Genomic DNA, 23,722 nt, shown 5'->3' with positions numbered 1-23,722 from the left:
ATGTTAGAGTTTTTTGACGAAGATTTTGACAATATACCGTTGGTGGAAGGTGCGCTTGAGCTAAACAAAGCGATTAACCCTGAAACCAAAGTACATTGGGCGAAACAAGAGTTAGAGCGTCTTTACAAAGATGCGGAAGCCACGCTTGTTCATGAAACGGATGAAGAGCAGCGATTTGATGCATTCCTACGACTGTTTTTCCATGAGTGGGGATTCAAAGGCGACGAACAGGAATACTTTATTTCGGACAACAGCTTTATCGATAAAGTGTTGGAGCGCCGAAAAGGTATTCCGGTTAGTTTAGGTTCGATTTTATTATATCTAGGCAAAAAGCTGGGTTTCCCGTTGAAGGGAGTTACTTTCCCTACTCAGTTCCTACTAAAAGTCGATTGGATGCATAAAAAGCCAGACTACATTAACCCATTTAATGGTGAGTATGTGGGGGAAAGAATTCTCCAAGCTTGGCTTATTGGTCAAGAAGGGCCGTTGGCTCAGTTAAAGCCAGAACACTTTGAAGAAGCTGACAATCCAACCATTATTGGTCGCTGGTTAGCGTTGATCAAAAGCGCGATGTTACGTGAAGAGCACTACACGCTGGCGTTGCGTTGTACGAACCTTGCGTTAACCTTTGTGCCAGATGACCCATACGAGATTCGTGACCGTGGTTTTATTTTCCAACAGCTAGAGTGCCCTCAAGTGGCGGTGTCAGATTTTCAGTACTTTATTGACCAATGCCCTGACGATCCGGCTTCTGAGCTACTAAAATCACAAGTTAATGTGATGAGTGAAACGCACGTCACACTTCACTAATTTTATCGATGTGCCGAACTGTGGCGTATCGTGGACAGAAAAAGAGAATCAAAATGGAACAGAAAATCGTTAATATCGGCGACATTCAGGTTGCTAACGACAAGCCATTCACCCTATTTGCAGGCATGAACGTTCTTGAGTCTCGTGATCTTGCGATGCAGATCTGTGAGCACTACGTAAAAGTAACGGAAAAACTTGGCATTCCTTACGTATTTAAGGCGTCGTTTGACAAAGCAAACCGCAGTTCTGTTCATTCATACCGTGGGCCAGGCCTGGAAGAAGGTATGAAAATCTTCCAAGAGCTAAAAGACACATTTGGTGTGAAGATCATCACGGACGTTCACACTGAAGCGCAAGCTCAACCTGTCGCTGACGTGGTAGACGTTATTCAGCTTCCTGCATTCCTAGCTCGTCAAACTGACCTTGTTGAAGCAATGGCAAAAACAGGTGCGGTTATCAACGTGAAGAAACCTCAATTTATGAGCCCAGGTCAAGTGGGTAACATCGTTGAGAAGTTCGCGGAATGCGGTAACGACAAGATCATCCTATGTGAGCGCGGCTCTTGCCACGGCTACGATAACCTAGTCGTAGACATGCTTGGCTTTGGTGTGATGAAAAATGCGTCGAAAGGCAGCCCTATCATCTTTGACGTAACGCACTCACTACAGATGCGTGACCCGTCAGGTGCGGCGTCTGGCGGTCGTCGTGAGCAGACAGTTGAACTTGCGAAAGCGGGTCTAGCAACAGGCATCGCAGGTCTATTTATCGAGGCGCATCCAAACCCAGACCAAGCACGCTGTGATGGCCCATCTGCACTGCCGCTAGACAAGTTAGAACCGTTCCTAGCGCAAATGAAATCTCTTGATGATCTGATCAAGAGCTTTGCAGATATCGATATCAAGTAAACGCCAGATGACTGGTGATCAAATGCAATAGCCAACCTCGTGTTGGCTATTTTTTTATCAGATGGCGCATCATTCTCAGCTTCTTGCTGTAAAGGCTCTAGGCCGCTGGGAATGTGCATCAGTGACTCCCAATAAGAAAAAAGGTAAATAAATGAAGCAGCGTCTGATTATTAAAACTGCGTTGAGTGCCGCTATTTTGGCCTCGTTAGCTGGGTGTGGTACGCAACCTGCACCAGAATGGAATGCCGATACAACCTATAAATTGACCGTGCTACACACTAACGATCATCACGGTCGTTTTTGGCAAAATCGATACGGCGAGTACGGTATGGCGGCACGTAAAACGTTAATAGATGATTTGCGTGAAGAAATACAAGCAGAGGGGGGCAGTGTGTTACTGCTTTCTGGTGGTGACATCAACACTGGAGTACCTGAGTCTGATTTACAAGATGCCGAGCCAGATTTTAAAGGCATGAGCAAAATTGGTTACGATGCGATGGCGCTAGGTAATCATGAGTTTGATAATCCATTGGATGTGCTTTTCAAGCAGCAAGAGTGGGCAAGTTTTCCGATGTTGTCTGCCAATATTTACGATAAAAATACTGGCAAGCGCCTATTCCAACCGTACGCGATGTTTAACAAACAGGGTATTAAGATTGCAGTAATTGGTCTTACAACCGAAGATACAGCGAAACTTGGCAACCCTGAATTCATTGAACAAATTGACTTCCGTGACCCAAAAGAAGAAGCCAAGAATCTAATTGCTGAGCTGAAAGAAACGGAGTACCCAGACCTTATTTTTGCTGTCACACATATGGGACACTATGAGAATGGCAATAGAGGCATCAATGCACCTGGTGATGTAGCGTTAGCTCGTTATTTGAATGAAGGTGATCTGGATATGATTGTCGGTGGTCACTCACAAGAGCCGGTTTGTATGGAAGGTCCAAACGTCATCAAAAAGAACTTTAAACCAGGTGATGAATGTCAGCCCGATAAACAAAATGGTACCTTTATTGTTCAGGCACATGAGTGGGGGAAATATGTGGGACGCGCCGATTACGAGTTTCGTAATGGCGAACTCTCGATGGTGAGCTACGATCTGATCCCAGTAAACTTGAAAAAGAAAATTAAAGTTGATGGCCAGTCGCAACGAGTTTTGATCCAAGAAGAGATTGAACAAGACGAAGCGATGCTTGAGTTTCTTCGTCCTTATCAAGAAAAAGGTCAGGGCAAGCTAAACGTGAAGATTGCAGAATCTAACGGTAAGCTTGAGGGTGACCGCAGTGTGGTTCGTTACCAGCAAACAAACTTAGGTCGATTAATTGCAACGGCTCACATGGAACGGGCAAAAGCAGATTTCGCCGTAATGAATTCTGGCGGCGTTCGTGATTCGATTGCAGCAGGTGACATTACCTACAAAGATGTGCTGACTGTTCAGCCATTTGGCAATATGGTCTCTTACGTTGATATGACGGGCAAAGAAGTATTGGATTACCTAAATGTTGTTGCAACTAAGCCTGTCGACTCTGGAGCTTACGCGCAGTTTGCGGGTATTGCGATGAGTATCAATAATGGTGAGGTAACCAATGTGTTCATTGGTAATAAGCAACTTCGCTTAGATGGTAATTACCGCTTTACCGTACCAAGCTATAATGCTGCTGGTGGTGATGGTTACCCTAAAATCGATGATCATCCAGGGTATGTAAATACAGGTTTTACCGATGCTGAGGTTTTGAAGGATTATTTAGAAACACACAGCCCTGTTGATGTTAATGAGTATGCCCCTTCAGGTGAAATCACGTATTTAGTTGATACGGCGATTGATCAGTAACCCAACAGAGAAAAAGCGATTGACTCAAACTCGCTGATATCATTAACTAAAAGCGCAGATCCGATTCAATCTGCGCTTTTTGTTTTTATGAGGAGAATCTTGATGACTCCGGCCATTAATCTTGCGAAAAAGAAAAAAATTCCACACACGATTCATCAGTATGAGCACGACCCTAGAGCCGATAGTTATGGCTTGGAGGCTGCTGAAGTACTGGGGCAGGATCCGAAAACAGTATTTAAAACCTTGCTGTTCTGCTTGAACGGCGAGCCAAAGAACCTTGCGGTTGCGATTATCCCTGTTGATCAAAAGCTGAACCTAAAACTGGCAGCGAAAGCAGCGAAGGGCAAAAAGGCCGATATGGCTGATCCGGAAATCGCGCAAAAGACCACAGGTTATGTTGTTGGTGGGATTAGCCCACTGGGGCAGAAGAAAGCTTTACCTACTTTTTTGCACGAAAGCGCAGCAGAGCAAGACACCATCTGTGTAAGCGCAGGGAAGAGAGGATTAGAGATTGAACTCGCCCCGAGAGATTTGCTTGGATTAACTCGTGGTCAGTTTGCACCTCTTTGTTTGTAAACTCATGACAAATAAAAAGGACGCTCATGAGCGTCCTTTTTTGATCTTGCCTGTCAGTGAAGCGTTACTTCTTCAGACTCAATGTACCACCGGTGCGTTTAGCTGGTTTGCTTGGCTTCGCGACATTTGGGTTCATGTAATGCTGCTTAGGCTTACTCGGTGATTGAGGCTTGTTTGCTGAGTGCGTATTGCTCGATGCATCTGGTTTACGGTGTGATTTACCATGCTCGCTTTGCGGTCTGCTGCGTTCACCTTGTGGTTTCGTTTTGTAATGTTCTTTTGCTGGACGTCCGCCTTCGTCTTCACGCTGACGGCGCTTTTGTTGACCTTTTTTCGAATTTGGAGCATGACGAAAATCGTCTGCGTTATTTCCGCGGTAGGTACGTGGCTTTTGATTTCGTCGAGATACCGAGTCTTGGTTTTCTTCACGGCTGTCATATAACTTCGCGTCGGTCGCTTTACGAATATTGCGGCCTTTTGAGTCAACACGAGATGCCTCTTCTGTACCCACCGAACCATCGCACATAGCAAGAATCTCAGCGACTTCATCGTCAGTTAAGTAACGCCATTTTCCGTTCGGAATACCGTCAAGAGAGATATTCATGATTCGAACACGACGAAGCTTAAAGACTTCGTAACCTAGTGCTTCACACATACGACGGATTTGGCGGTTAAGTCCTTGAGTGAGAACAATACGGAAAGAGAACTTAGTCTCTTTCGTTACCTTACAAGGTAGAGTGACGGTATCGAGAATCTTAACGCCGCTCGACATCTGTTTGAGAAACTCACCTGTAATCGGTTTGTCCACGCGCACAACGTACTCTTTTTCGTGGCTGTTGCCAGCACGGAGGATTTTGTTAACGATGTCGCCATCGTTGGTCAAAAAAATCAGACCATCAGAGGGTTTATCCAAGCGGCCGATCGGAAAGATACGTTTTTTGTGACCGATAAAATCAACGATGTTTCCAGGTACATCTCGTTCTGTTGTACAGGTGATGCCTGTTGGTTTATTGAGAGCGATATAAATCGGCTTCTCTTTTGCTGCAACTGGCTTACCATCCACACAAACATCATCACCAGGTAGCACTTTTGTACCCATTTCAGGCTTGTTTCCATTAATGGTGACACGACCTTGTTCAATCAGTCTGTCTGCCTCACGGCGTGAACAAAAGCCAGTTTCACTGATGAATTTATTTAATCGTTTAGCGTTGTCTTGTGACATTTTTGTCTCCTAACGTTTCACAACGGCGAATGAAGTTTCCTTCCCGTGAAAGGGAAGGAAGAATAAGGGCGGGCATTCTAGCATTAGGGTGAAATTTAGCCCAACCGTTTTTGGTGACGTTCGCGAGTTTCTAATTTCTTTTCCGCACTTTTTCTAAGTAGAACGTAAACGGCTCCGGTTCCACCGTGAAAGCGTTGCGCACTATGCACGCACTGAACTTCCCTGATTTGTTGTAGCCAGCTGCTAACAAAGCTTTTCATTAGTGCTGGTGGATTTGAGCGTTCTCCTCGGCCGTGGACAATAACGACCGTTCGTATGTCCATTGATAGGCACTGTTTTAAAAACTTTACGACTTCATCACGAGCTTCTTTCAATGTTTTACGATGCAGATCTAGGCGTGCTTGGATTGGATATTTGCCAAGACGAAGCTTCCGGTAAACCCCGTCTTGTACGCCATCACGTTTAAACTCAACAAAGTCCTCTGGTTTCAGCATTTCTGCGTGATCAAGTGACAGGTATTCTGGGTCATCTTCTGTTAGCCAGATTGCCGCTTCTCTCTTGGCGAGCTGTGCTTCGGTTACTTGGTGTACTTTTTTGTGTTCGGCGGTGTCTTGAGTGATCGGCTTTACATCGCCCATCATCTGTTGGAACAGATCAAAATCGTCATCGTGAGACATAGTAGTAATCTCATTAAGAACAGGGAGGAATAATAGGATTATATCAATGAGTGGTGCATTGAGATCAAATAAAAAACCGGAGTAGGCAAGTAACCGACTCCGGTGCAAAGCGTTTCTAGAGCTAAGCGAGATCTAGTGAGGAGATTTGTCGTTCATGATCTTGTATATGAAGAAACCGCCGTAAAATAACATCAGACCAATTGCCCCAAAGATTACTATCATTGACGATAGACCCACTGCATTACCAAATAGGAGATCAAGCCAAAAGTCCATACGTTTCCTCCAAGATGTTCCCGACAGGCATAAAACTAAATGGCAGTGCCTTGTTGCACACTGATCTGGATCAATTATGTTGCTAAGGTTAATAAACTGTATTTTGTTGTGAGTTATCAGTCACATTTTACGTGCTAGTGTTCAGTTATTCATCAAACGAATTAAGACCTAAGGTTTTTTTGTAAAAAGCACTTGCGTCACAGTTCAGAATCCGTAATATACGCATTCGTTGACGGGGACAAGTCCTCAGTTAAACATCTCGGTGAATAGCGCAGTTTGGTAGCGCATCTGGTTTGGGACCAGAGGGTCGGGGGTTCGAATCCCTCTTCACCGACCATATTGAGAAAAAGGCTCTACAGAAATGTAGAGCCTTTTTCGTATTTGGTGATATTTATTTGGAGCCAGAGGGTCGGGGTCTGGAATGCCAGTCCAATCGAATCCCTACTTCACCGACCACTTTTAGAAAGCCTGCTCAATGAGCAGGCTTTCGTCGTTTTTAGCGCTAGTAATTTTAGACTTCAATAGTATTGAGCCAAATGGGTTCACCTGACGTTAGAATATGGCACTTCACCGACACGTATTGAGAGGAAGGCTCTACAGAGATGTAGGGCCTTTTCATTTTTTAGAGCGAGTAAATTTATTACTTGATGTCACACGAGATAGTGCTGATAGGAGTTTCAGAAGTTGTGAAGCAAACATAAGCGGTCTTTGGATGGTTTGGACCAACTTTGATGTAACCTGCTTTTAGTTCGTCTTCATCAAACGTGACAGAGTGAGATTTGCTCGTACTTCCATCAAAGTAAACAGCTTCAAAGCCTTGATTCATCATATGTGCGACACGATTTCGGGTATGGTTAGTGGAAAAAGTGATGTTCGCACAACGCATCATTGGTTTTTCGGTAATAAGAAACTGGCCACTCTCTTTATCTAATACCCCGCCTTTTGCTTCTGGGGTTATATCAATAGCTTGAAAATTTTCTACGTTACATGACGGTTTAGCATAAGCAAGCGATGAAGTGAGCATCATGCTGCTCACGCATAGGAATAAAGCTTTAAATTTCATATGAGTTATTATGTATCCGCATAGGTTAGAGTCGTTTTAGCAGAGGAGTAAACCATTGTCAGTGATCGTGTTAGCGTGATGCCTTGCTATTCATCATTGATGAGGCCGGCTGCCTTCAAATAAATTTCTAAATATGGCACCTAGCTTGGCGGGTTTTACCGAGTGGTTTTATGTCAAAGCCCCTTTTTTTAAGCAGCTCAATCAGATTATCTTTACCAACTAAATGCAAACTGCCGACAACAACGGTATAGCGACCCGAACGTTGAGGTAGGACACTGCCAGTATCAAGCTTTTTTGCCCAATCTCGATTGCGCTCATATAAGAAAGCCTGATTAAAATCTTCTGTTGCTTGATCGGTTAATGATGCCTCGACCAACATACTACCATCACCGCTCTTCCAGCTTTCTATCAAACACTGAACCAATTCTTCCCCACCGTCATATTCTTCAATTGACGAGAGGAGCATCTCTTTACCGCCTTCTGATTGACCTGCTATTAAATCAATTTGGAATTGCACGGACTCCAGTGGAATGACCGGGATTTGTTTTTTATCAGCGAGTCCTATTAAGTGCATGTCGACCCCTTTATCAGAGACATACCCCAGTTTGTTGACTAAAGCGAGTTGGATGGTTAATGCAGCCGTCCATGGTGGAGAATTTAAAAGTTGAGTTTCAGGCAACCCTAAATCTTGTGCTATCTCGACTAAGTGGCGACGTTGAGCCTTATCTAAAACATCTTTAGAAAGGATGGTTGTTTGTGGGTAAACCAAGCCTTCAGAGTTTCTGACATCTGCTTCGATAATCAACCCAGCGCTTTGGCTTAAGTGCTGAGTAATAGTTTTAGGGAGTGGGTACATCGTTTTATCGCCCACATGCACAGAGCCAATGATCATCAGCTCGGTTTCCCCTTTTTTTGCTAACCAATGTTGCGGTTCTGCATAAGAGGAAAAGGGAGCAAAGGCAACAAGTAGGGATGATATGAGTGTCAAGAGACGAAACATAGAATGGTCCTCAGGTAAGATACCTTTAAACTTTATACGCAAAAATGCTTGAGGTTAAGTGCAATTTCTCTAGTGGGGATATTCGACAAAATCGTCATTTCTAAAAATATTGACGAGTTTTGACGACGAATAAATGAGAGTCACTTCACGAAAGATAAATAGGTCATTCGCTTACTAATGGTTCACAAAATAATTAGGCGTGATCCAAATCTTACAAAATCAGTCGTAACTCATGAATATGAGTGACCTAGATCGCAGCAAACTCGTCAAAACAAGTTGTTCGATTTTGACGTAGCTTGTAACTTCATGAAAGTTAAGTTTTTATGGTTTTTGCTGAGTATCATTTTTTGAACTAGATCACTTCCTATTTCTATTTATTTTACGCTTAGAAATAACTGGTTGTATGTTGAATGCAACTGTTAGGCCCCTCGCATTTGAGGAGCCGCGATTTTTATCATTGTCGTTTTGAACCACTGACTTTTTTGGGGAAGTAAGATGTTTAAACCTAGTCTGATTGCTGTTTCTGTTATCACCACATTAGCAGGTTGCTCTGCTCTGCAAAGCTCTGAGCAACAAGCTGTAAATTCACTGGCTAATAACCTTGATATTCAATACCAAGTGTTGACTAACCACGGTGCAAACGAAGGTCTTGCTTGTCAGGATTTAGGGGCTGAGTGGGCTTCTTGTAACAAGGTGAACATGACGCTAGTTAACCAAGGTGAAGCGGTTAACTCTAAAGATTGGGCTATCTACTTCCACAGCATTCGTCTGATTTTGGATGTAGATAATGATCAGTTCAAAATTTCTCGTGTAACGGGTGACCTACACAAACTGGAACCAACAGATAAGTTTGATGGCTTTGCGGCGGGCGAAGAAGTGGTACTTCCACTAATTGGCGAATATTGGCAGCTATTTGAAACCGACTTTATGCCGGGCGCTTTCGTGGCTGCACCAAACGCAGAACCTAAGATGATCGCTTCTCTTAACACAGAAGACGTTGCGTCTTTCGTGACTGGCCTTGAGGGTAACAACCTAAAACGTACGCCAGATGACAACAACGTATTTGCAAACGCTGTGTCTCGCTTCGAGAAGAACGAAGACCTAGCAAAACAAGATGTATCAACCACGTTACTACCAACGCCAATGTCTGTTGAAGCAGGCAAAGGTACAGTAGATATCGCTGCGGGTATTGCGCTGCCTAAAGACGCATTCGATGCGACTCAATTCGCAGCAATTCAAGATCGTGCAGAAGTGGTAGGTGTGGACGTTCGTGGTGATCTTCCTGTAAGCATCACTGTTGTTCCTGCAGACTTCACTGGTGAATTAGCAAAATCTGGTGCTTACGAGATGAGCATCAAAGGCGATGGTATTGTGATTAAAGCGTTTGACCAAGCAGGTGCTTTCTACGCAGTACAATCTATCTTTGGCCTGGTAGATAGCCAAAATGCTGATTCTCTACCACAACTGTCTATTCAAGATGCACCTCGCTTTGATTATCGTGGTGTGATGGTGGATGTAGCTCGTAACTTCCACTCTAAAGACGCAATTCTTGCAACGCTAGACCAAGTGGCAGCGTACAAGATGAACAAACTTCACCTTCACCTAACCGATGATGAAGGCTGGCGTTTGGAAATCCCAGGCCTACCTGAGTTGACAGAGGTTGGCGCTAATCGTTGTTTCGATACACAAGAGAAAAGCTGCGTACTGCCTCAGCTTGGTTCCGGTCCAACGACAGACAACTTTGGCTCTGGCTACTTCAGTAAAACAGACTATGTGGAAATCTTGAAATACGCGAAAGCGCGGAACATTGAAGTCATTCCCGAAATCGATATGCCAGCACACGCGCGTGCAGCGGTAGTATCAATGGAAGCACGTTACGACCGCCTGATGGAAGAAGGTAAGGAAGCTGAAGCGAACGAATACCGCCTGATGGATCCTCAAGATACTTCTAATGTCACTACGGTTCAGTTCTACGATAGGCAAAGCTTTATCAACCCGTGTATGGAATCTTCCACTCGCTTTGTAGATAAAGTGATTTCAGAAGTGGCAGCAATGCACGCTGAAGCTGGGGCACCGCTAACGACATGGCACTTTGGTGGTGACGAGGCGAAGAACATCAAGCTAGGTGCTGGTTTCCAAGACGTTAACGCAGAAGACAAAGTAAGCTGGAAAGGCACGATTGACCTGTCGAAACAAGACAAGCCATTCGCGCAATCTCCACAGTGTCAGGCGTTAATCGCAGAAGGCACAGTGAGCGATTTTGCTCACCTACCGAGTCATTTTGCACAAGAAGTATCAAAATTAGTTGCTGAGAAAGGCATTCCAAGCTTCCAAGCATGGCAAGATGGTTTGAAATACAGCGAAGGTGAGAAAGCATTCGCAACAGAAAATACGCGTGTTAACTTCTGGGACGTTCTTTACTGGGGTGGTACATCATCAGTGTACGAGTGGTCTGAGAAAGGTTACGACGTGATCGTTTCTAACCCTGACTATGTGTACATGGACATGCCATACGAAGTTGATCCGAAAGAGCGTGGTTACTACTGGGCAACACGTGCAACCGATACGCGTAAGATGTTTGGTTTTGCACCAGAGAACATGCCTCAGAACGCAGAAACCTCTGTAGACCGCGATGGCAACGGCTTTACTGGTAAAGGTGAAATCGAAGCGAAACCTTTCTACGGCCTATCAGCACAGCTTTGGTCTGAGACAGTACGTAACGATGAGCAATACGAGTACATGGTATTTCCTCGCGTACTTGCAGCTGCAGAGCGTGCATGGCACCGTGCAGATTGGGAGAATGACTACAAAGTCGGTGTTGAGTACTCGCAAAACTCTAACCTAGTTGATAAAGCATCGCTAAACCAAGACTACAACCGCTTTGCGAACGTACTTGGCCAACGTGAACTGGCTAAGCTAGAAAAATCTGGTATCGACTACCGCCTTCCAATTCCTGGTGCGAAAGTAGAAAACGGCAAGCTAGCTATGAACGTTCAGTTCCCTGGCGTTGAACTGCAATACTCGTTAGACGGTCAAAACTGGCTGACTTACGCAGACAATGCTCGTCCAAGTGTGAAAGGAGAAGTGTTTATCCGCTCTGTATCGGCGACAGGGGAAAGAGCAAGCCGCGTAACTAGTGTGGAATAACCTTAACCTTCTCAGCTAAATTTAAGCAAACCCTCAATATCATGTTGAGGGTTTCTTTATTTTTAGGGGAAATTAAGTGTGACCAATGTCTAATTATTTTTCATTGATAAATAAGTTTTAGCTTGTAATGGTCAGGCTTATTGTGAACTGGATCGACTTAATCTGCTAAATATCAATAAATTACCTGTTTATGATCACACTTCTATTTTTTGAATCATTATAGAAAAATACGGTAAGTGCCTGTATTTACCATACTTTTATCAGGGTTGTTGAGCGTCGGTTTGAACAAGATCACTTTTTAAAATGTTTTATTTTCCATCGCGAATTAATTGGAACAATATTGCGATCGCCAAGGAGGCACATTCCAAAGTTTGCGATAAAAGGGAAGAGAAGCCCTTTAACACAGTCGCATAACGTGAATAAATAAAGGCAGTAATTATGAAAAACATTTTTGCACTGAGTGCTCTTTCTCTCGCTTTCGCTTCTAGCGCTTTTGCTGGTTCTTCTTACGTAACAGGTAACGTTCAATTCCACGATGATGGTCGAATCCATGGTTCGGACGTTACGTCTACACTGGAAGCTGGTCATACTTTTGATAACCAATTTGGTGGCTTTACGGTTTACACCGAGTTTGATGGTATTCAGCTGGGTAAACTGGAAACAGAAAACGGTGGCGCGGGTAACACAACACCAGCAATCACTGTGGGTGGTGAGCAGTCATTTAACATTACCGATCATTTATGGGTTGCAGCGGGTTACCAACACTTGTTCTCTGCTGGCGAGAACGTACAGTACCGTCCATTGGTTAAGATCGGTTACAACTTCGATAACGGTATCTCGCTAAGTAACCGTACTCGTGCGCATATTGATGCGACAGACGCAGATGCGGATACAGACTACCGCATGGATAACCGTATTGGTTACGTGATGAATGAAGATGTGACGCTAAGCTACAACAACGTCTACATGATTGAAGCGGAAACGATGGACCACGAACTTCGCGCAACGTGGACACGTAAAGGTGTTCAGCCTTACTTTGAGTTCCGTAGCCAAGCACACGGTGCAGAAAACGCAAGTGGTGATAGCCTAGTTAACAATGCGTTTGTATTTGGTGCCTCTTACGGCTTCTAATCTTATATTTGTCCATTAAGAAAAAGCCCAGCAATTGATTTGCTGGGCTTTCTTGTTATTTGTCGTTGCCTTCGTGGTGGCTATATTCGAACACTTGGCCTTTTTCGTTAAAGGCGTAAACAGTGTAGCTGTCTTTTTTATCGCCATACTCCATACCAGGGGAACCCATTGGCATGCCCGGTACCGAGAGCCCTTTTGCGTTACGTGGTGGATTTTCTAAGAATGCTTTAATGTCTTCGGCTGGAATGTGACCTTCGAACACATAGCCGTTGATTTCTGCTGTGTGGCAAGAGTAAAGCTGTTCGTTCTTGATGCCTAGATCGCGTTTTATGGCGTTCATGTCATCGTGCAATTTCTCTTCGACCGTAAATCCGTTCTCTTCCATGTGTTTTGTCCATTCACCACAGCAGCCGCAGTATGGCGATTTGTGGTTAATGACATCAGCTGCCAATACGTTGGCGGATGCGGTCGCAAGCATTGCAAAGGTCAATAATTTCAACTTCATAATAGCCTCAAATATAAGTGGTTATTTTACTGAAAAAAGTCGTAGTCGATTTGCATTACTAACGACAGTAATAGATGACAGCGCCATTGCCGCACCTGCGACAACTGGGCTGAGCAAAAATCCAAATGCAGGATAAAGTACGCCTGCGGCAACAGGGATCCCCAGTGAGTTATAAACGAAGGCACCAAATAGGTTTTGCTTCATGTTTTTAAGTGTAGCGCGCGACAGTTCAATCGCATGTACCACCGCCATTGGTGACGTGTTCAGGATGGTCATTTGCGAACTTTCAATGGCGACATCACTGCCGCTACCCATTGCAATACCAAGGTTGGCTAACGCGAGAGCAGGGGCGTCGTTGATGCCATCCCCCACCATTGCCACGACATGGCCTTGGGATTGAAGTTGCTCAATGTGCTGAGCTTTCTCATCTGGCATTACTTGAGCGATTACTTCATCAATACCAAGTTCTTGACCGATAGCGTTGGCTACGTGCTGGTTGTCACCCGTCAGCATTACCGTTTTGATGCCTTGCGATTTTAATGCAGAGAGCGCTTGTTTTGCATCTGATTTGATTGGGTCAGCAATGGCGATCAGGCCGACTAACTCACCATCGAGCGCAACGGCAACCGGAGTCCATGCATTCTGAGCGCATTCGTCAATTGCATCCTGAAGTGCCTCTGTTGCAACGTTTTCCGCTTGCATAAATTGAAGCGAGCCAATAAGCAGCGGTTTACCTTGATACGTTGCCAAAATGCCGCGCCCACGAACGTTTTCAAATTTATCGAGAGTCACTTCTTGCGTGTCGTGCTGATTAGCAAAGTCGCATACCGCTTTTGCTAGTGGGTGCTCTGACTGACGCTCGGCGGCGTACGCTAACCCCAACAGCTCTTCTTGGCTGGTGGTGTGAGTAAACACTTGCTGCACACTTGGTTTACCTTGGGTAAGCGTGCCTGTTTTATCGAACACTACCGTATCTATTTTACTCGCTAGCTGCAGGGCATCAGCATCTTTGATCAAAATGCCGAGTTCTGCGGCTTTACCCACTCCCACCGTAACAGAAAGTGGGGTTGCTAAGCCTAGAGCACAAGGGCAGGCGATGATAAGTACGGTTGTGGTGACCACCAGCATATAGCTCGCTTTTGGCTCTGGGCCAACGGCAAACCAAACAAGCGCGGCCAGTATTGCTATGCCTACAACGACAGGGACAAACACCGATGAAATCTGGTCTGCCAATTTAGCGATGGCGGGCTTGCTGCTCTGAGCGCTGCGCACCATACGAATAATACGTGCGAGCATCGTATTTGCGCCGATTCCGGTAGCCTCTATAGTGAGAGAGCCGTCGGTATTCAATGTCCCTGCGGATACATGTGCCTCTTGTGCTTTTAATACAGGAACGGGTTCACCAGTTAGCATGGACTCATCGATATACGATTCACCATTGATTACCGTACCGTCGACGGGCACTTTCTCTCCCGGCTTGATACGTAATTTCATTCCTAAAGTGATTTCTTCTACCGCGATTTGTTTATCACCTTGCTCAGTGATGACGGTCGCTTGTTGAGGCTGTAAGTTCACCAAAGCCTGAAGCGAGCGAGTTGTGTTTGCTTTCGCTTTGGCTTCTATATAGTGACCAAGTGAAATCAAACCAATGATCATCGCGCTGGCTTCGAAGTAAACATGACGAGATGCCATTGGGAACCAATCTGGGAAAATCACCACAAGCATAGAATAGAACCACGCTGCGCCAGTACCGAGCGCAACTAAGGTATCCATCGTGGCGCGCTTGTGAGTGGCCGCTAACCAAGCGTTACTAAAGAACTGCTTTCCGGCAGTGGCAAGCAGCAGCAAACACACAATACCGATCGAGCCCCAAACCAATTGGTCATTGGTGTTGCGAATCATCATGTTGCCACCAGCAACACCCCAAATCATTAAAGGGGCACCCACAACAAGGCCAGCAATTGCATCCAACTTAAAACGTTTTTGCTGTTGACGTTGTTGCTGCGCTTTCTTTTCTTGCTGTGTCGCGGCGTCTTGTAAAACCTCGCCTTGGTAACCCGCTTGTTTGACAGATTGCAAAATAGATTGATGTAACGAATCTGAGTCTTCAGTCACAAACACCAGTGCGCTTTGTTCTGCGAGGTTTACCTGAGCTTTTTCAACCCCTTGTACATTAGTCAGGGCTTTTTCTACTGATGCGACACAGCTTGCACAGGTCATACCTTGAATCAACATCTGTAGTTGAGCCGTGCCTGCAGGTTGCTCGTCAGGCGCTGCTTGGTCGCCTTTTTCGCTTTGATGTGTCTGGCTTTGGCGTTGATCGGGAGTGATTGCCTTGTGCTCTTCAGCAACTGAGTTATCAGTAACAGCGCTATTGTTGGCCGTATAGCCCAAGCTGGCAACTAGCTCAATGACTTGTTGCTCGGAGAGCAGGGTACGAATCTCTAAGTGCGTCGTTGAAGCCTCGAAAGAAATAACGTCTTGATGAGAGTCTAATAAAGACGAGAGTTTTTTCACGCAGCCGCCACAGCTTAAGCCTGAAAGGCTTAACTCGTACTGATTTCCTGCTTGGTAACCAAGAGATTCAATTGATGAAACAAGCTCTTTAAGCGAGGACTCGGTTTTGACCTCGACTTGCGTTGGGGACAAAGTGAGGATCTCTACATCGTGATTCGCATGTAAAGCCTTCTCAACTTTTCTCGCACAGCCCATGCAGTTGAGCCCTGATAAAGGTATAACAAACTGATACATAATCTGCACCTCAATAATAGTGATACATTGAGCTTAAACCTTCCTGCAAGGGTAAGGTCAATACCCATTTTGGGCTCACAACAATTTCGTCAAAATCGCTTGAATCACACAAGTTCACCGCCATTTTACTTGCGAGTGATCTCAAGGTTTTTTCTCTCTGAATATAAAGTTCCGTTAAAACACCTAAAAGATGAATGAAGTCGCTCACGCTTTTGAGATGCTCTCAATGTCAGTTCAGTGTCAAAAAGTGCTTTTAACGTTTTTGATTTTTTATATTTAAATTTAAGCTTTTGATTTTTAATTGATTATATTATTTTTGATCTTCTCATTTTGAAGTCGCTCAGATTGCTGTAGGGAAAGTTTTTTAGTGCGAAAAAAGTTTGTCATATTTGCCCCGTCCAAACATTGTTTCAAGTTCCTGCCATGTCCTAGTTAGCGAATTTGAAAATGGAAAAAACTAAAAAATATAGGGGTTAAAAATGTCTTACCTAAAGAAAAGCCTACTTGCTACGGCAATCACAGGCATGATGTTCAGTGGTGCTGCATTTGCTGATGGTGCAAACAGTGACGCAGCAAAAGAGTTCCTAACCAAAGATTCATTCTCTTATGAAGTTTACGGGATCATCGCGATGCAGGCCGCGTACCGCGATTACGATTCTGGCAACAAAGCAACGGACGATGATCTAGGTGGCATGCAGCTAAACAACGAATCTCGCATCGGTTTCCGTGGTAAAAAACAATTTGCTAACTTCGGTCCTACTTTTATTTGGCAAATCGAAGGTGGTTACGTTGACCCTAGCTTTGGCGGCGAGGGTGCAGGTCTTGGTGAACGTGACACATTCGTCGGTTTTGAAAGTGCATCTTGGGGTCAAGTTCGTTTAGGTCGTGTATTAACACCGATGTACGAATTGGTTGACTGGCCTGCATCTAACCCAGGTCTCGGTGACGTTTACGACTGGGGTGGTGCAATTGGTGGTGCTAAGTATCAAGACCGTCAATCAAACACCATTCGTTGGGACTCGCCAATGTATGCGGACAAATTCTCTCTAGATATTGCGGCTGGTGCAGGTGACAAAGCGGGTCTGGGTGAAGGTGATGATTACTGGGGTGGTATCGCAGCGCACTACAAAATTGGTCCAATTCAGTTAGATGCCGCATACGAGGGTAACCGTAACATTAAGATGGAAGGCCAAACGTGGGAAAACAACACATACTTGGTGGGGGCTCAAGGCTGGTTTGATAACGGTATTTCTTTCTTCGCGCAATACAAATACATGGAAGCTGACGCAAGCAACGGCGTGAGTGAGAAGCAAGACGCAATGTCTGCCGCTATCATGTACACCACTGGTGATTGGCAATACAAACTGGCTTACGCAGCGAACTTCGATCTAGAGCGTGACGGTAAGACCATTAACGATACAGCAGACGATGTACTATCTGCACAAGTTATGTACTTCGTAGACCCATCGGCAGTGCTTTACGTACGTGCTCGTACTCTAGACTTTGGCGACGGTGCATATCAACTGGATAAACCAACAGAAGCGCGTTGGAAATCTGCAGACTACGATGAGTTCTCTGTGGGTGTTGAATACTACTTCTAATAAAGAAGCAGCTAAAAGGGCGGAAACGCCCTTTTTGTCTTGATACTGATTCAAATAAGCCTTTGGAATGACTGGCCTGTAAGTTTTAGAGGCTTATCTAAATTGGTATAAAGTGAGAAACCACGATGAAAAAAACAACGACACTTCTCGGACTTTGCGCAATGCTTTCTGCGCCTGCTTTTGCTGCTCAACTGACTCTGCAAGCTGAACTGGTTCCTCGCGTTCTCAACGGTGAGTTCGTGTACCCTGAGTGGATTTCCAAAAATAACAGCATCGAGCTGAAGGACGGGGAAAATCAGTTGGCGGTGACGGTTGGACAAATTGTCTTTGAAGATGGCAAGCGCCGTAAGTTCGATTCGCAGCCACTGGTATTAGAGTTTGAAGCAGAAAAAGACGCCGAACTATCGCTGACTTACAAAGCGTTCCGTACCATCGAAGAAGCGAAAGCTTTCGAACTTGATCCCAAAGTGGTATTGAAAGACAAACACGGAAAAGAAGTGGAATTCTCTATGGTTCAACTTCGTAAAGGTGGCTTGCAAGGTTTTCGTGATTACGAGCGAGAAGTGGCTGACTATAACAATGCAATGAACAAAGAATCGACCAAGGCAAGCATTGCGTCTTCTCCGGCGGAAACCAAAACAATCAAAGCATCGTTTAATGAGTTAAGCCGTGAAGAGCAGCAAGAATTTATGCAATGGGCGATGCGTAACCTGAAGTAATTTCGTTCTGCACTTTAACAGTAAATAGGAGGGCAGTACCTTTATTGGTGCTGCCCTGTTTGTATTTCTGGTGTCAAACCGATTGTAGAATTGACTTACGGTGGTAAAATGTCGCCACTTTTATCCTTGACATTACAACGAGAGATCTCTCGTTGCTCATTACCCCTAAGGAACTCAAATGACGGTTAAAACTCGTTTTGCTCCTAGCCCAACTGGCTATCTACACGTTGGTGGTGCGCGTACTGCACTTTACTCTTGGCTATACGCTAAAAACCAAGGTGGTGAATTCGTTCTACGTATCGAAGATACAGACCTTGAGCGTAACTCTCAGGAAGCGGTTGATGCAATTCTTGAAGGCATGGAATGGCTAGGCTTGGAGTGGGATGAAGGTCCTTACTACCAAACTCAACGTTTTGATCGTTACAACGAAATGGTTGATAAGCTGCTGGCAGAAGGCAAAGCTTACAAATGTTACGCGTCTAAAGAGCTGCTAGATGAAATCCGTGCAGAGCAAGAAGCAAACAAAGAAATGCCTCGTTACGATGCGAACCATCCAAAAATCAAAGCGGCAAACGAAGCGGCAAAAGACGGCGACCCATGTGTTATCCGTTTCCGTAACCCAAAAGAGGGCAGCGTAGTATTCGAAGACCAAATTCGTGGTCGTATCGAAATCCGCAACGATCAAATGGATGACCTAATCATTCGTCGTACTGACGGTTCACCTACTTACAACTTCTGTGTAGTAGTGGATGACTGGGACATGGGTATCACTCACGTTGTTCGTGGTGAAGACCACATCAACAATACGCCTCGTCAAATCAACATCTACGAGGCACTAGGTGCACCAGTACCAACGTTTGCGCACTGTGCAATGATCTTAGGTGATGACGGTGCGAAACTGTCGAAACGTCACGGCGCTGTATCGGTCATGCAATACCGCGATATGGGTTACTTGCCTGCAGCACTAAACAACTACCTAGTGCGTCTAGGTTGGTCTCATGGCGACCAAGAAATCTTCTCTCAAGAAGAGATGATCAACCTATTCAGCCTAAACGCAGTATCTAAGTCAGCGTCTGCCTTCAACACGGACAAACTGCAATGGTTGAACAACCATTACATCAAAAATTCAGATCCTGCGTACGTTGCAGAGCACCTACAATGGCACCTAGATCAACAAAAACTAGACGTAACGAATGGTCCTGCTATCACTGACGTGATCAAGCTAGTGGGTGAGCGTTGCAACACGCTGGTTGAGCTAGCTGAGCAAATCCGTTACTTCTACGAAGATTTCTCTGAGTTTGAAGCGGGCGCAGCGAAGAAACACTTACGCGGTGTGGCTAAAGAGCCTCTAGAGCTTGCTCTAGCGAAAGCTGAAGCACTGACCGAGTGGACAACAGCAAACATCAAAGATGGCGTTATCGCAGCAGTCTGTGAAGAGCTAGAAATCGGCATGGGCAAAATCGGTATGCCATTACGTGTTGCTGTAACAGGCGGCGGTCAGTCTCCTTCTGTCGATGCAGTAATGGAACTGGTTGGCAAAGAGCGTTGTGTTGCTCGTATTAAGATGGCGCTTGAGTTCATTGCTGAGCGTGAAGCAAACGCATAATTGCTTTGAACTAAACGTTCTTTTGAATAAATAGTCATAAAGCCGCGGTAAACACCCGCGGCTTTTTTGTATCTGAATCCTAGATAATGAGAAACCTTCTCATATGTCGGTGAAGGATGTGGTATTTAGGACCGTAATTCACCTAGGTATGGATAAGATTTTTTAATCCAAATATCGTTGGCATGAATAAAAAACGAGCGATTATATATCAAATATCTGATTGATTTTTATCCGCCTTCCTTAAAGTTCCATTTTTGTTGTCTCATTTTTAAGAAAAAACTTTGCTTAAGTTGTAGTGTTCCAGAAAATAAAGCAAACGTTTGCGTCGTGATTGTGTGGGGATTTTTTTGCTTAAGATCACATGTTGTTGAGATTTTTGATGACAATAAATTGACAGAATTGGGATTTTTCTCGCGATTTCTTAGCGTTATAGTTCACCCCGTCAGTGATACCGAGATGGCGATATGTATCACTGAACAGGAAATGTACGTAAGTAGCTTCCATAAAAAAAATGCATGTGCATAAAAAGAAGCTGACTAAGTATCTCACTCAAGGAATGAATAAAAAGAATTGAAATACAACGTCAGTCAGACGGCGCATTTCGGCATCTAACAAAAGAACTTCTTTAGAGGAATCAATAATGAAAAAATTAGCAGCGGTAATTTCAGCGTCTCTACTTATGGCTTCAGCAGCACAAGCAGAAGTATACGTTGGTGGTAAGATGGGTAAGTCATGGATGGAAGACGCGTGTGTAGCGGGCCAGGCTTGTGACAAAGACGACTCTACTCTTGGCGCTTTTGTTGGTTACGAAATGAATAAATACTTCGCAGTAGAAGCAGGTTTCGACAACATCGGTGATTTTAACCAAACTTCTTTCGGTGGCCATGTAGAAGCAATCACTCTTGCACCTAAATTCAGCCTACCAATCACTGAAGACATCGCACTTTACGGTAAAGTGGGTGGCGCTTACGTAATGTTTGATGGTAAAGATGATTACTCTTACCTAGGCGCAGCTGGCCTTGAGTTCAACCTAAGCCAAAACGTAACTGCTCGCGCGGAATACCAAACTCTGACTGATATCAGCAACGATGTAACTCGTGCGACAGGTAACACAGCAACACTGGGTGTTTCTTTCAAATTCGGTGGCAACGATGAGCCGGTAATCGTAGAAGAGCCAGTTGTTGTTGAAGAAGTGGTTGTAGAAGAAGTGGTAGAAGAGCCAGTAGTTGTAACGAAAACATTCGAAACTCAAACAATCGGCACTGGTAGCTTTGATCTAAACAGCACAAATCTAAAACCAGAGAGCGCTGCAAAACTTGATAACCTAGTTGCTTTCCTAAACGAGCACCCACAAGCGAACGTTGAAGTTGTAGGTTACACAGATACTTCTGGCCCAGCAGCTTACAACCTAAAAGTTTCTGAGAAACGCGCGGAATCTGTAGCTAACGCACTTGTTGAAAAAGGCATTGATTCATCACGTATTCAAGCGCGTGGCGAAGGTGAAAACAATCCAATCGCTTCAAACGACACTCGTGAAGGTCGTCAGCAAAACCGTCGCGTAGAAATCGTTGTTCCAGAATTTGAATACCAAGTTCAGCAATAAGCTTCTATCCGACCGTAGTATAGAAGACTAAAGCTGAAAGCCCCAAAGAATTCGCTCTTTGGGGCTTTTTCATTTCTATTTGAAACGGACTGAAAAGTTAAAAACGGTAAACATCACTTGAGGTCAATGCTGTTTAAGCGCCCCATGAACGTTAGGATTTCCAAGTTGTCTTTATGTGCTTCTAGCAACGCTTTTTTGGTTTGCATGTAGGCGGCAAGCTTGCCGTATTTACTAATAGAGCGAACCACCGTTTTGTATTTGTAGTCACCGTCGTCATTGAACTCTCGCCACTTAGCGATGTAACACGTATCTCGGTTATCTGGGTTTTCAAGAGTGGGGTTAGGTTTGTGAACAATTTTTGGCTCAACGCTGTGTGGGAGTCTGGTCATGAGATAAGGATCCTTCAAAAGACGTCGCCAAAATTTGCCCCACATTTGCCGGCCTAATTCGTTTCTCAGCTTAATGGCTTTTTGTAAGCCTTTCTTTTCTCCAATACGAACAAACCCAACCGAGCGGTGCAATACCGTGTCCTCGGGGGTATGGATATGAATCTTAAAGGCAGTCTTGCCTTTAGAAATAAAGCGGTGTCCAGTGTTAGTTATTAAATTGCTCTTAGACATAGTGCTAACTAATAATTTTATTAATAGCTAAAAGGGTAAGCAAAACTCATAGATAATTAAAGTAATAAAATACAAAACTGTAAATAGGGCTTGTTGAAATGATTTCAAGGGGAAGAGGTCGGAACAGTAAAAGGTTTTATCTCGTCGAGTAAAGGAGCGAGGCGATCATATTGATTACTGAGGAAATTGTTTCACACGTTACTTGGAAACGCTCTGTGAAGCTCGAAATAGTGGATACAAAAAAGCCTTAGCTCAAGTGGGAGCTAAGGCTATGATATGGCGCCCCCAGTAGGATTCGAACCTACGACCTGTCCCTTAGGAGGGGACTGCGCTATCCAGCTGTGCCATGGGGGCGTAATACCAATAGTTGCAGTTCATTGAACCGTTTTACTGAATGCAAACCTAGCAACTTTGTTTAGATCTTTATCAGCATCACTTTGAACGACTTACTACGGTCATTGGTATAATCAAATAAGATGCGCTGCCTATGATATTCAAAAGTGAGCATATCTCAAGACTTAATGTTTGCTTTTATAGGATCTTGTTCATTACGTCGCCAATTTGAACACTAGACGCTAAATTTGGCTGATCAATCGTCAGCTCGGCTTCGTGTTCGTATATACGAGATACCGTCAATGTAATTTCACTTTGCGATACTTTATTTCTTGGTAATCCGTTTTGGTCGATAAATGATGCGGTGTGCCAAAGTTGCAATTTGTCTCCCTCTTTTACGCCATGCATACGGCCGAGATCCATCGTTACCGTATTGCCGAAGACTGCGACGACCTCTGGCAGCGTAATTTTGCAAGACAGCTCTGACTCTAGATCCAGCATTATATTGCGACTAACGCGTAGCATCATCTCGCCATAGGTCGACGCCCAAAAGCGCGCACTGCGAGTATCTACTTGGCTCGTTTTGGCAAATGGCCAACGCGCCACTTCACGGTAGGCTTTGTTGAAGACTTCATGGCCAGTTTTACCATCAAATACTTTCATCTCTAACGCAAACTGACGATTGATGATGTCATCTTGCAGTAGTTGAGATTCGACCGTCGCAGTGAGATCGGTAATGACTCCCCCAATGATGTATTGTGCGCCGTTGTCTTGCGCGATCATTTGAGTACGAGCGGGATAGTTACTGCTAATTGAATAGTCCGTTGTACCCACAGACACAAAGCTGCGAGAGGTTTGATCCAGCTGGCGATTCACCACGCGGCTAAAATCGTCACCCACTTGGTAAATCTGCCCCATCACCGCTTGTTGTGGTGAGGCAACCTCAATATTGCCGACAAGGATCGTCTTTTTGTATTGGTCGGTGTGGCAACCCGTTGCCGATGGATAAATATCGACGCGAATTTTTACCTCGACTTTACCTCGACGTTTACGCTCAGACTCGACCAAAATGTAACGGACTTCATGGTTGGTAAACTGGTACTCGTTACGGCTTTTTTCTAGTAGCGGCATCAAATTGCTAATACTGCCAATATCTGCGCCCGAAAAATTGACGGCTTTGAACAGCGCGTCTTCCAACGCATGGAGCCTTGCCGTCTCTTCTGAAGAAACGATAGTGGCAACGCCTGTTACTTCATACCAAGATGCCATTACTTTAAAAGGAACAAGCATCACTAAAGTGATTGAAAACAGACTGTTTAATATTTTTTTCATTGATTACAACCGTT

19 protein-coding genes and 2 tRNA genes are annotated in these 23,722 nt (G+C 44.6%); 11 read left to right on the top strand and 10 right to left on the bottom strand.

Features of this window, described 5'->3' with window-relative positions; genetic code table 11:
* The 4 genes from CBX98_RS18670 (at nt 1) to ybaK (ending at nt 4,125) form a co-directional block, all read left to right on the top strand.
* Nucleotides 1-810, top strand: coding sequence for a SirB1 family protein (locus CBX98_RS18670; protein WP_005384098.1), 810 nt, complete (start codon nt 1-3; stop codon nt 808-810).
* Between the two features lie 53 nt (nt 811-863).
* Nucleotides 864-1,715: a 3-deoxy-8-phosphooctulonate synthase gene (gene kdsA, locus CBX98_RS18665; RefSeq protein ID WP_005384095.1), complete on the top strand. Its 852-nt coding sequence runs from the start codon at nt 864-866 to the stop codon at nt 1,713-1,715.
* Between the two features lie 151 nt (nt 1,716-1,866).
* The gene (gene ushA, locus CBX98_RS18660; RefSeq protein ID WP_109169984.1) at nt 1,867-3,549 is read left to right on the top strand and encodes a bifunctional UDP-sugar hydrolase/5'-nucleotidase UshA; all 1,683 of its coding nucleotides are present in this window, start codon (nt 1,867-1,869) and stop codon (nt 3,547-3,549) included.
* A 102-nt stretch (nt 3,550-3,651) separates the two neighbouring features.
* Complete coding sequence (gene ybaK / locus CBX98_RS18655; protein WP_109169983.1) at nt 3,652-4,125, top strand: Cys-tRNA(Pro) deacylase; 474 nt, start codon at nt 3,652-3,654, stop codon at nt 4,123-4,125.
* Between the two features lie 64 nt (nt 4,126-4,189).
* Here the strand turns inward: ybaK and rluF are convergent, their stop codons facing one another.
* The 3 genes from rluF to CBX98_RS18640 form a co-directional block, all read right to left on the bottom strand.
* A complete protein-coding gene (gene rluF, locus CBX98_RS18650; protein ID WP_046874288.1) occupies nt 4,190-5,347 on the bottom strand; it encodes a 23S rRNA pseudouridine(2604) synthase RluF in 1,158 nt (385 codons plus the stop codon).
* 95 nt (nt 5,348-5,442) lie between these two features.
* Nucleotides 5,443-6,024 (bottom strand): DNA endonuclease SmrA, encoded by a 582-nt coding sequence (gene smrA, locus CBX98_RS18645; RefSeq protein ID WP_005393162.1) that lies wholly within the window; start codon nt 6,022-6,024, stop codon nt 5,443-5,445.
* Nucleotides 6,025-6,156: 132 nt separating this feature from the next.
* Nucleotides 6,157-6,297: a DUF3149 domain-containing protein gene (locus CBX98_RS18640; protein ID WP_005382236.1), complete on the bottom strand. Its 141-nt coding sequence runs from the start codon at nt 6,295-6,297 to the stop codon at nt 6,157-6,159.
* A 260-nt stretch (nt 6,298-6,557) separates the two neighbouring features.
* On the opposite strand from CBX98_RS18640, the gene CBX98_RS18635 reads away from it, so the two are divergent.
* Nucleotides 6,558-6,634, top strand: a tRNA-Pro gene (locus CBX98_RS18635).
* Nucleotides 6,635-6,937: 303 nt separating this feature from the next.
* Here the strand turns inward: CBX98_RS18635 and CBX98_RS18630 are convergent.
* Nucleotides 6,938-7,360 carry a hypothetical protein gene (locus CBX98_RS18630; protein WP_065645201.1) on the bottom strand — a complete coding sequence of 141 codons (423 nt, stop codon included), beginning with the start codon at nt 7,358-7,360 and terminating at the stop codon, nt 6,938-6,940.
* 127 nt (nt 7,361-7,487) lie between these two features.
* Complete coding sequence (locus CBX98_RS18625; protein ID WP_006743037.1) at nt 7,488-8,360, bottom strand: TraB/GumN family protein; 873 nt, start codon at nt 8,358-8,360, stop codon at nt 7,488-7,490.
* A 495-nt stretch (nt 8,361-8,855) separates the two neighbouring features.
* Between CBX98_RS18625 and CBX98_RS18620 the strand changes: the two genes are divergently transcribed.
* On the top strand, nt 8,856-11,507 hold the full coding sequence (locus CBX98_RS18620) for a beta-N-acetylhexosaminidase (protein ID WP_109169982.1): 2,652 nt from the start codon (nt 8,856-8,858) through the stop codon (nt 11,505-11,507).
* 438 nt (nt 11,508-11,945) lie between these two features.
* Entirely contained in the window at nt 11,946-12,638 is a 693-nt protein-coding gene (locus tag CBX98_RS18615) for an oligogalacturonate-specific porin KdgM family protein (protein ID WP_005382004.1), read from the top strand.
* A gap of 55 nt (nt 12,639-12,693) precedes the next feature.
* Here the strand turns inward: CBX98_RS18615 and CBX98_RS18610 are convergent, their stop codons facing one another.
* Both CBX98_RS18610 and CBX98_RS18605 read right to left on the bottom strand, forming a co-directional pair.
* A complete protein-coding gene (locus CBX98_RS18610; protein ID WP_012842060.1) occupies nt 12,694-13,143 on the bottom strand; it encodes a DUF411 domain-containing protein in 450 nt (149 codons plus the stop codon).
* 21 nt (nt 13,144-13,164) lie between these two features.
* Entirely contained in the window at nt 13,165-15,894 is a 2,730-nt protein-coding gene (locus CBX98_RS18605) for a heavy metal translocating P-type ATPase (RefSeq protein ID WP_109169981.1), read from the bottom strand.
* A 479-nt stretch (nt 15,895-16,373) separates the two neighbouring features.
* On the opposite strand from CBX98_RS18605, the gene chiP reads away from it, so the two are divergent.
* The 4 genes from chiP (at nt 16,374) to CBX98_RS18575 (ending at nt 21,423) form a co-directional block, all read left to right on the top strand.
* Complete coding sequence (gene chiP, locus CBX98_RS18590) at nt 16,374-17,495, top strand: chitoporin (protein WP_006743034.1); 1,122 nt, start codon at nt 16,374-16,376, stop codon at nt 17,493-17,495.
* Between the two features lie 125 nt (nt 17,496-17,620).
* Entirely contained in the window at nt 17,621-18,214 is a 594-nt protein-coding gene (locus CBX98_RS18585) for a DUF2057 domain-containing protein (protein ID WP_048626113.1), read from the top strand.
* Nucleotides 18,215-18,392: 178 nt separating this feature from the next.
* Nucleotides 18,393-19,820 carry a glutamate--tRNA ligase gene (gene gltX / locus CBX98_RS18580; protein WP_053807682.1) on the top strand — a complete coding sequence of 476 codons (1,428 nt, stop codon included), beginning with the start codon at nt 18,393-18,395 and terminating at the stop codon, nt 19,818-19,820.
* A 640-nt stretch (nt 19,821-20,460) separates the two neighbouring features.
* Nucleotides 20,461-21,423 carry an OmpA family protein gene (locus CBX98_RS18575; protein WP_109169980.1) on the top strand — a complete coding sequence of 321 codons (963 nt, stop codon included), beginning with the start codon at nt 20,461-20,463 and terminating at the stop codon, nt 21,421-21,423.
* A gap of 113 nt (nt 21,424-21,536) precedes the next feature.
* Here CBX98_RS18575 and CBX98_RS18570 read toward each other — a convergent pair whose 3' ends face one another.
* The 3 genes from CBX98_RS18570 to CBX98_RS18560 form a co-directional block, all read right to left on the bottom strand.
* Nucleotides 21,537-22,043 (bottom strand): hypothetical protein, encoded by a 507-nt coding sequence (locus CBX98_RS18570; protein ID WP_031780328.1) that lies wholly within the window; start codon nt 22,041-22,043, stop codon nt 21,537-21,539.
* Nucleotides 22,044-22,320: 277 nt separating this feature from the next.
* Nucleotides 22,321-22,397 (bottom strand) — tRNA-Arg (locus CBX98_RS18565).
* A 177-nt stretch (nt 22,398-22,574) separates the two neighbouring features.
* Nucleotides 22,575-23,708 (bottom strand): flagellar assembly protein FlgT, encoded by a 1,134-nt coding sequence (locus CBX98_RS18560; RefSeq protein WP_109169979.1) that lies wholly within the window; start codon nt 23,706-23,708, stop codon nt 22,575-22,577.
* Between the last annotated feature and the right edge of the window lie 14 nt (nt 23,709-23,722).

This window comes from Vibrio sp. T9 (assembly GCF_003123985.1).
Taxonomy (GTDB): Bacteria; Pseudomonadota; Gammaproteobacteria; order Enterobacterales; family Vibrionaceae; genus Vibrio; species Vibrio diabolicus.
This window is presented reverse-complemented; position numbering and strand designations above follow the sequence as displayed.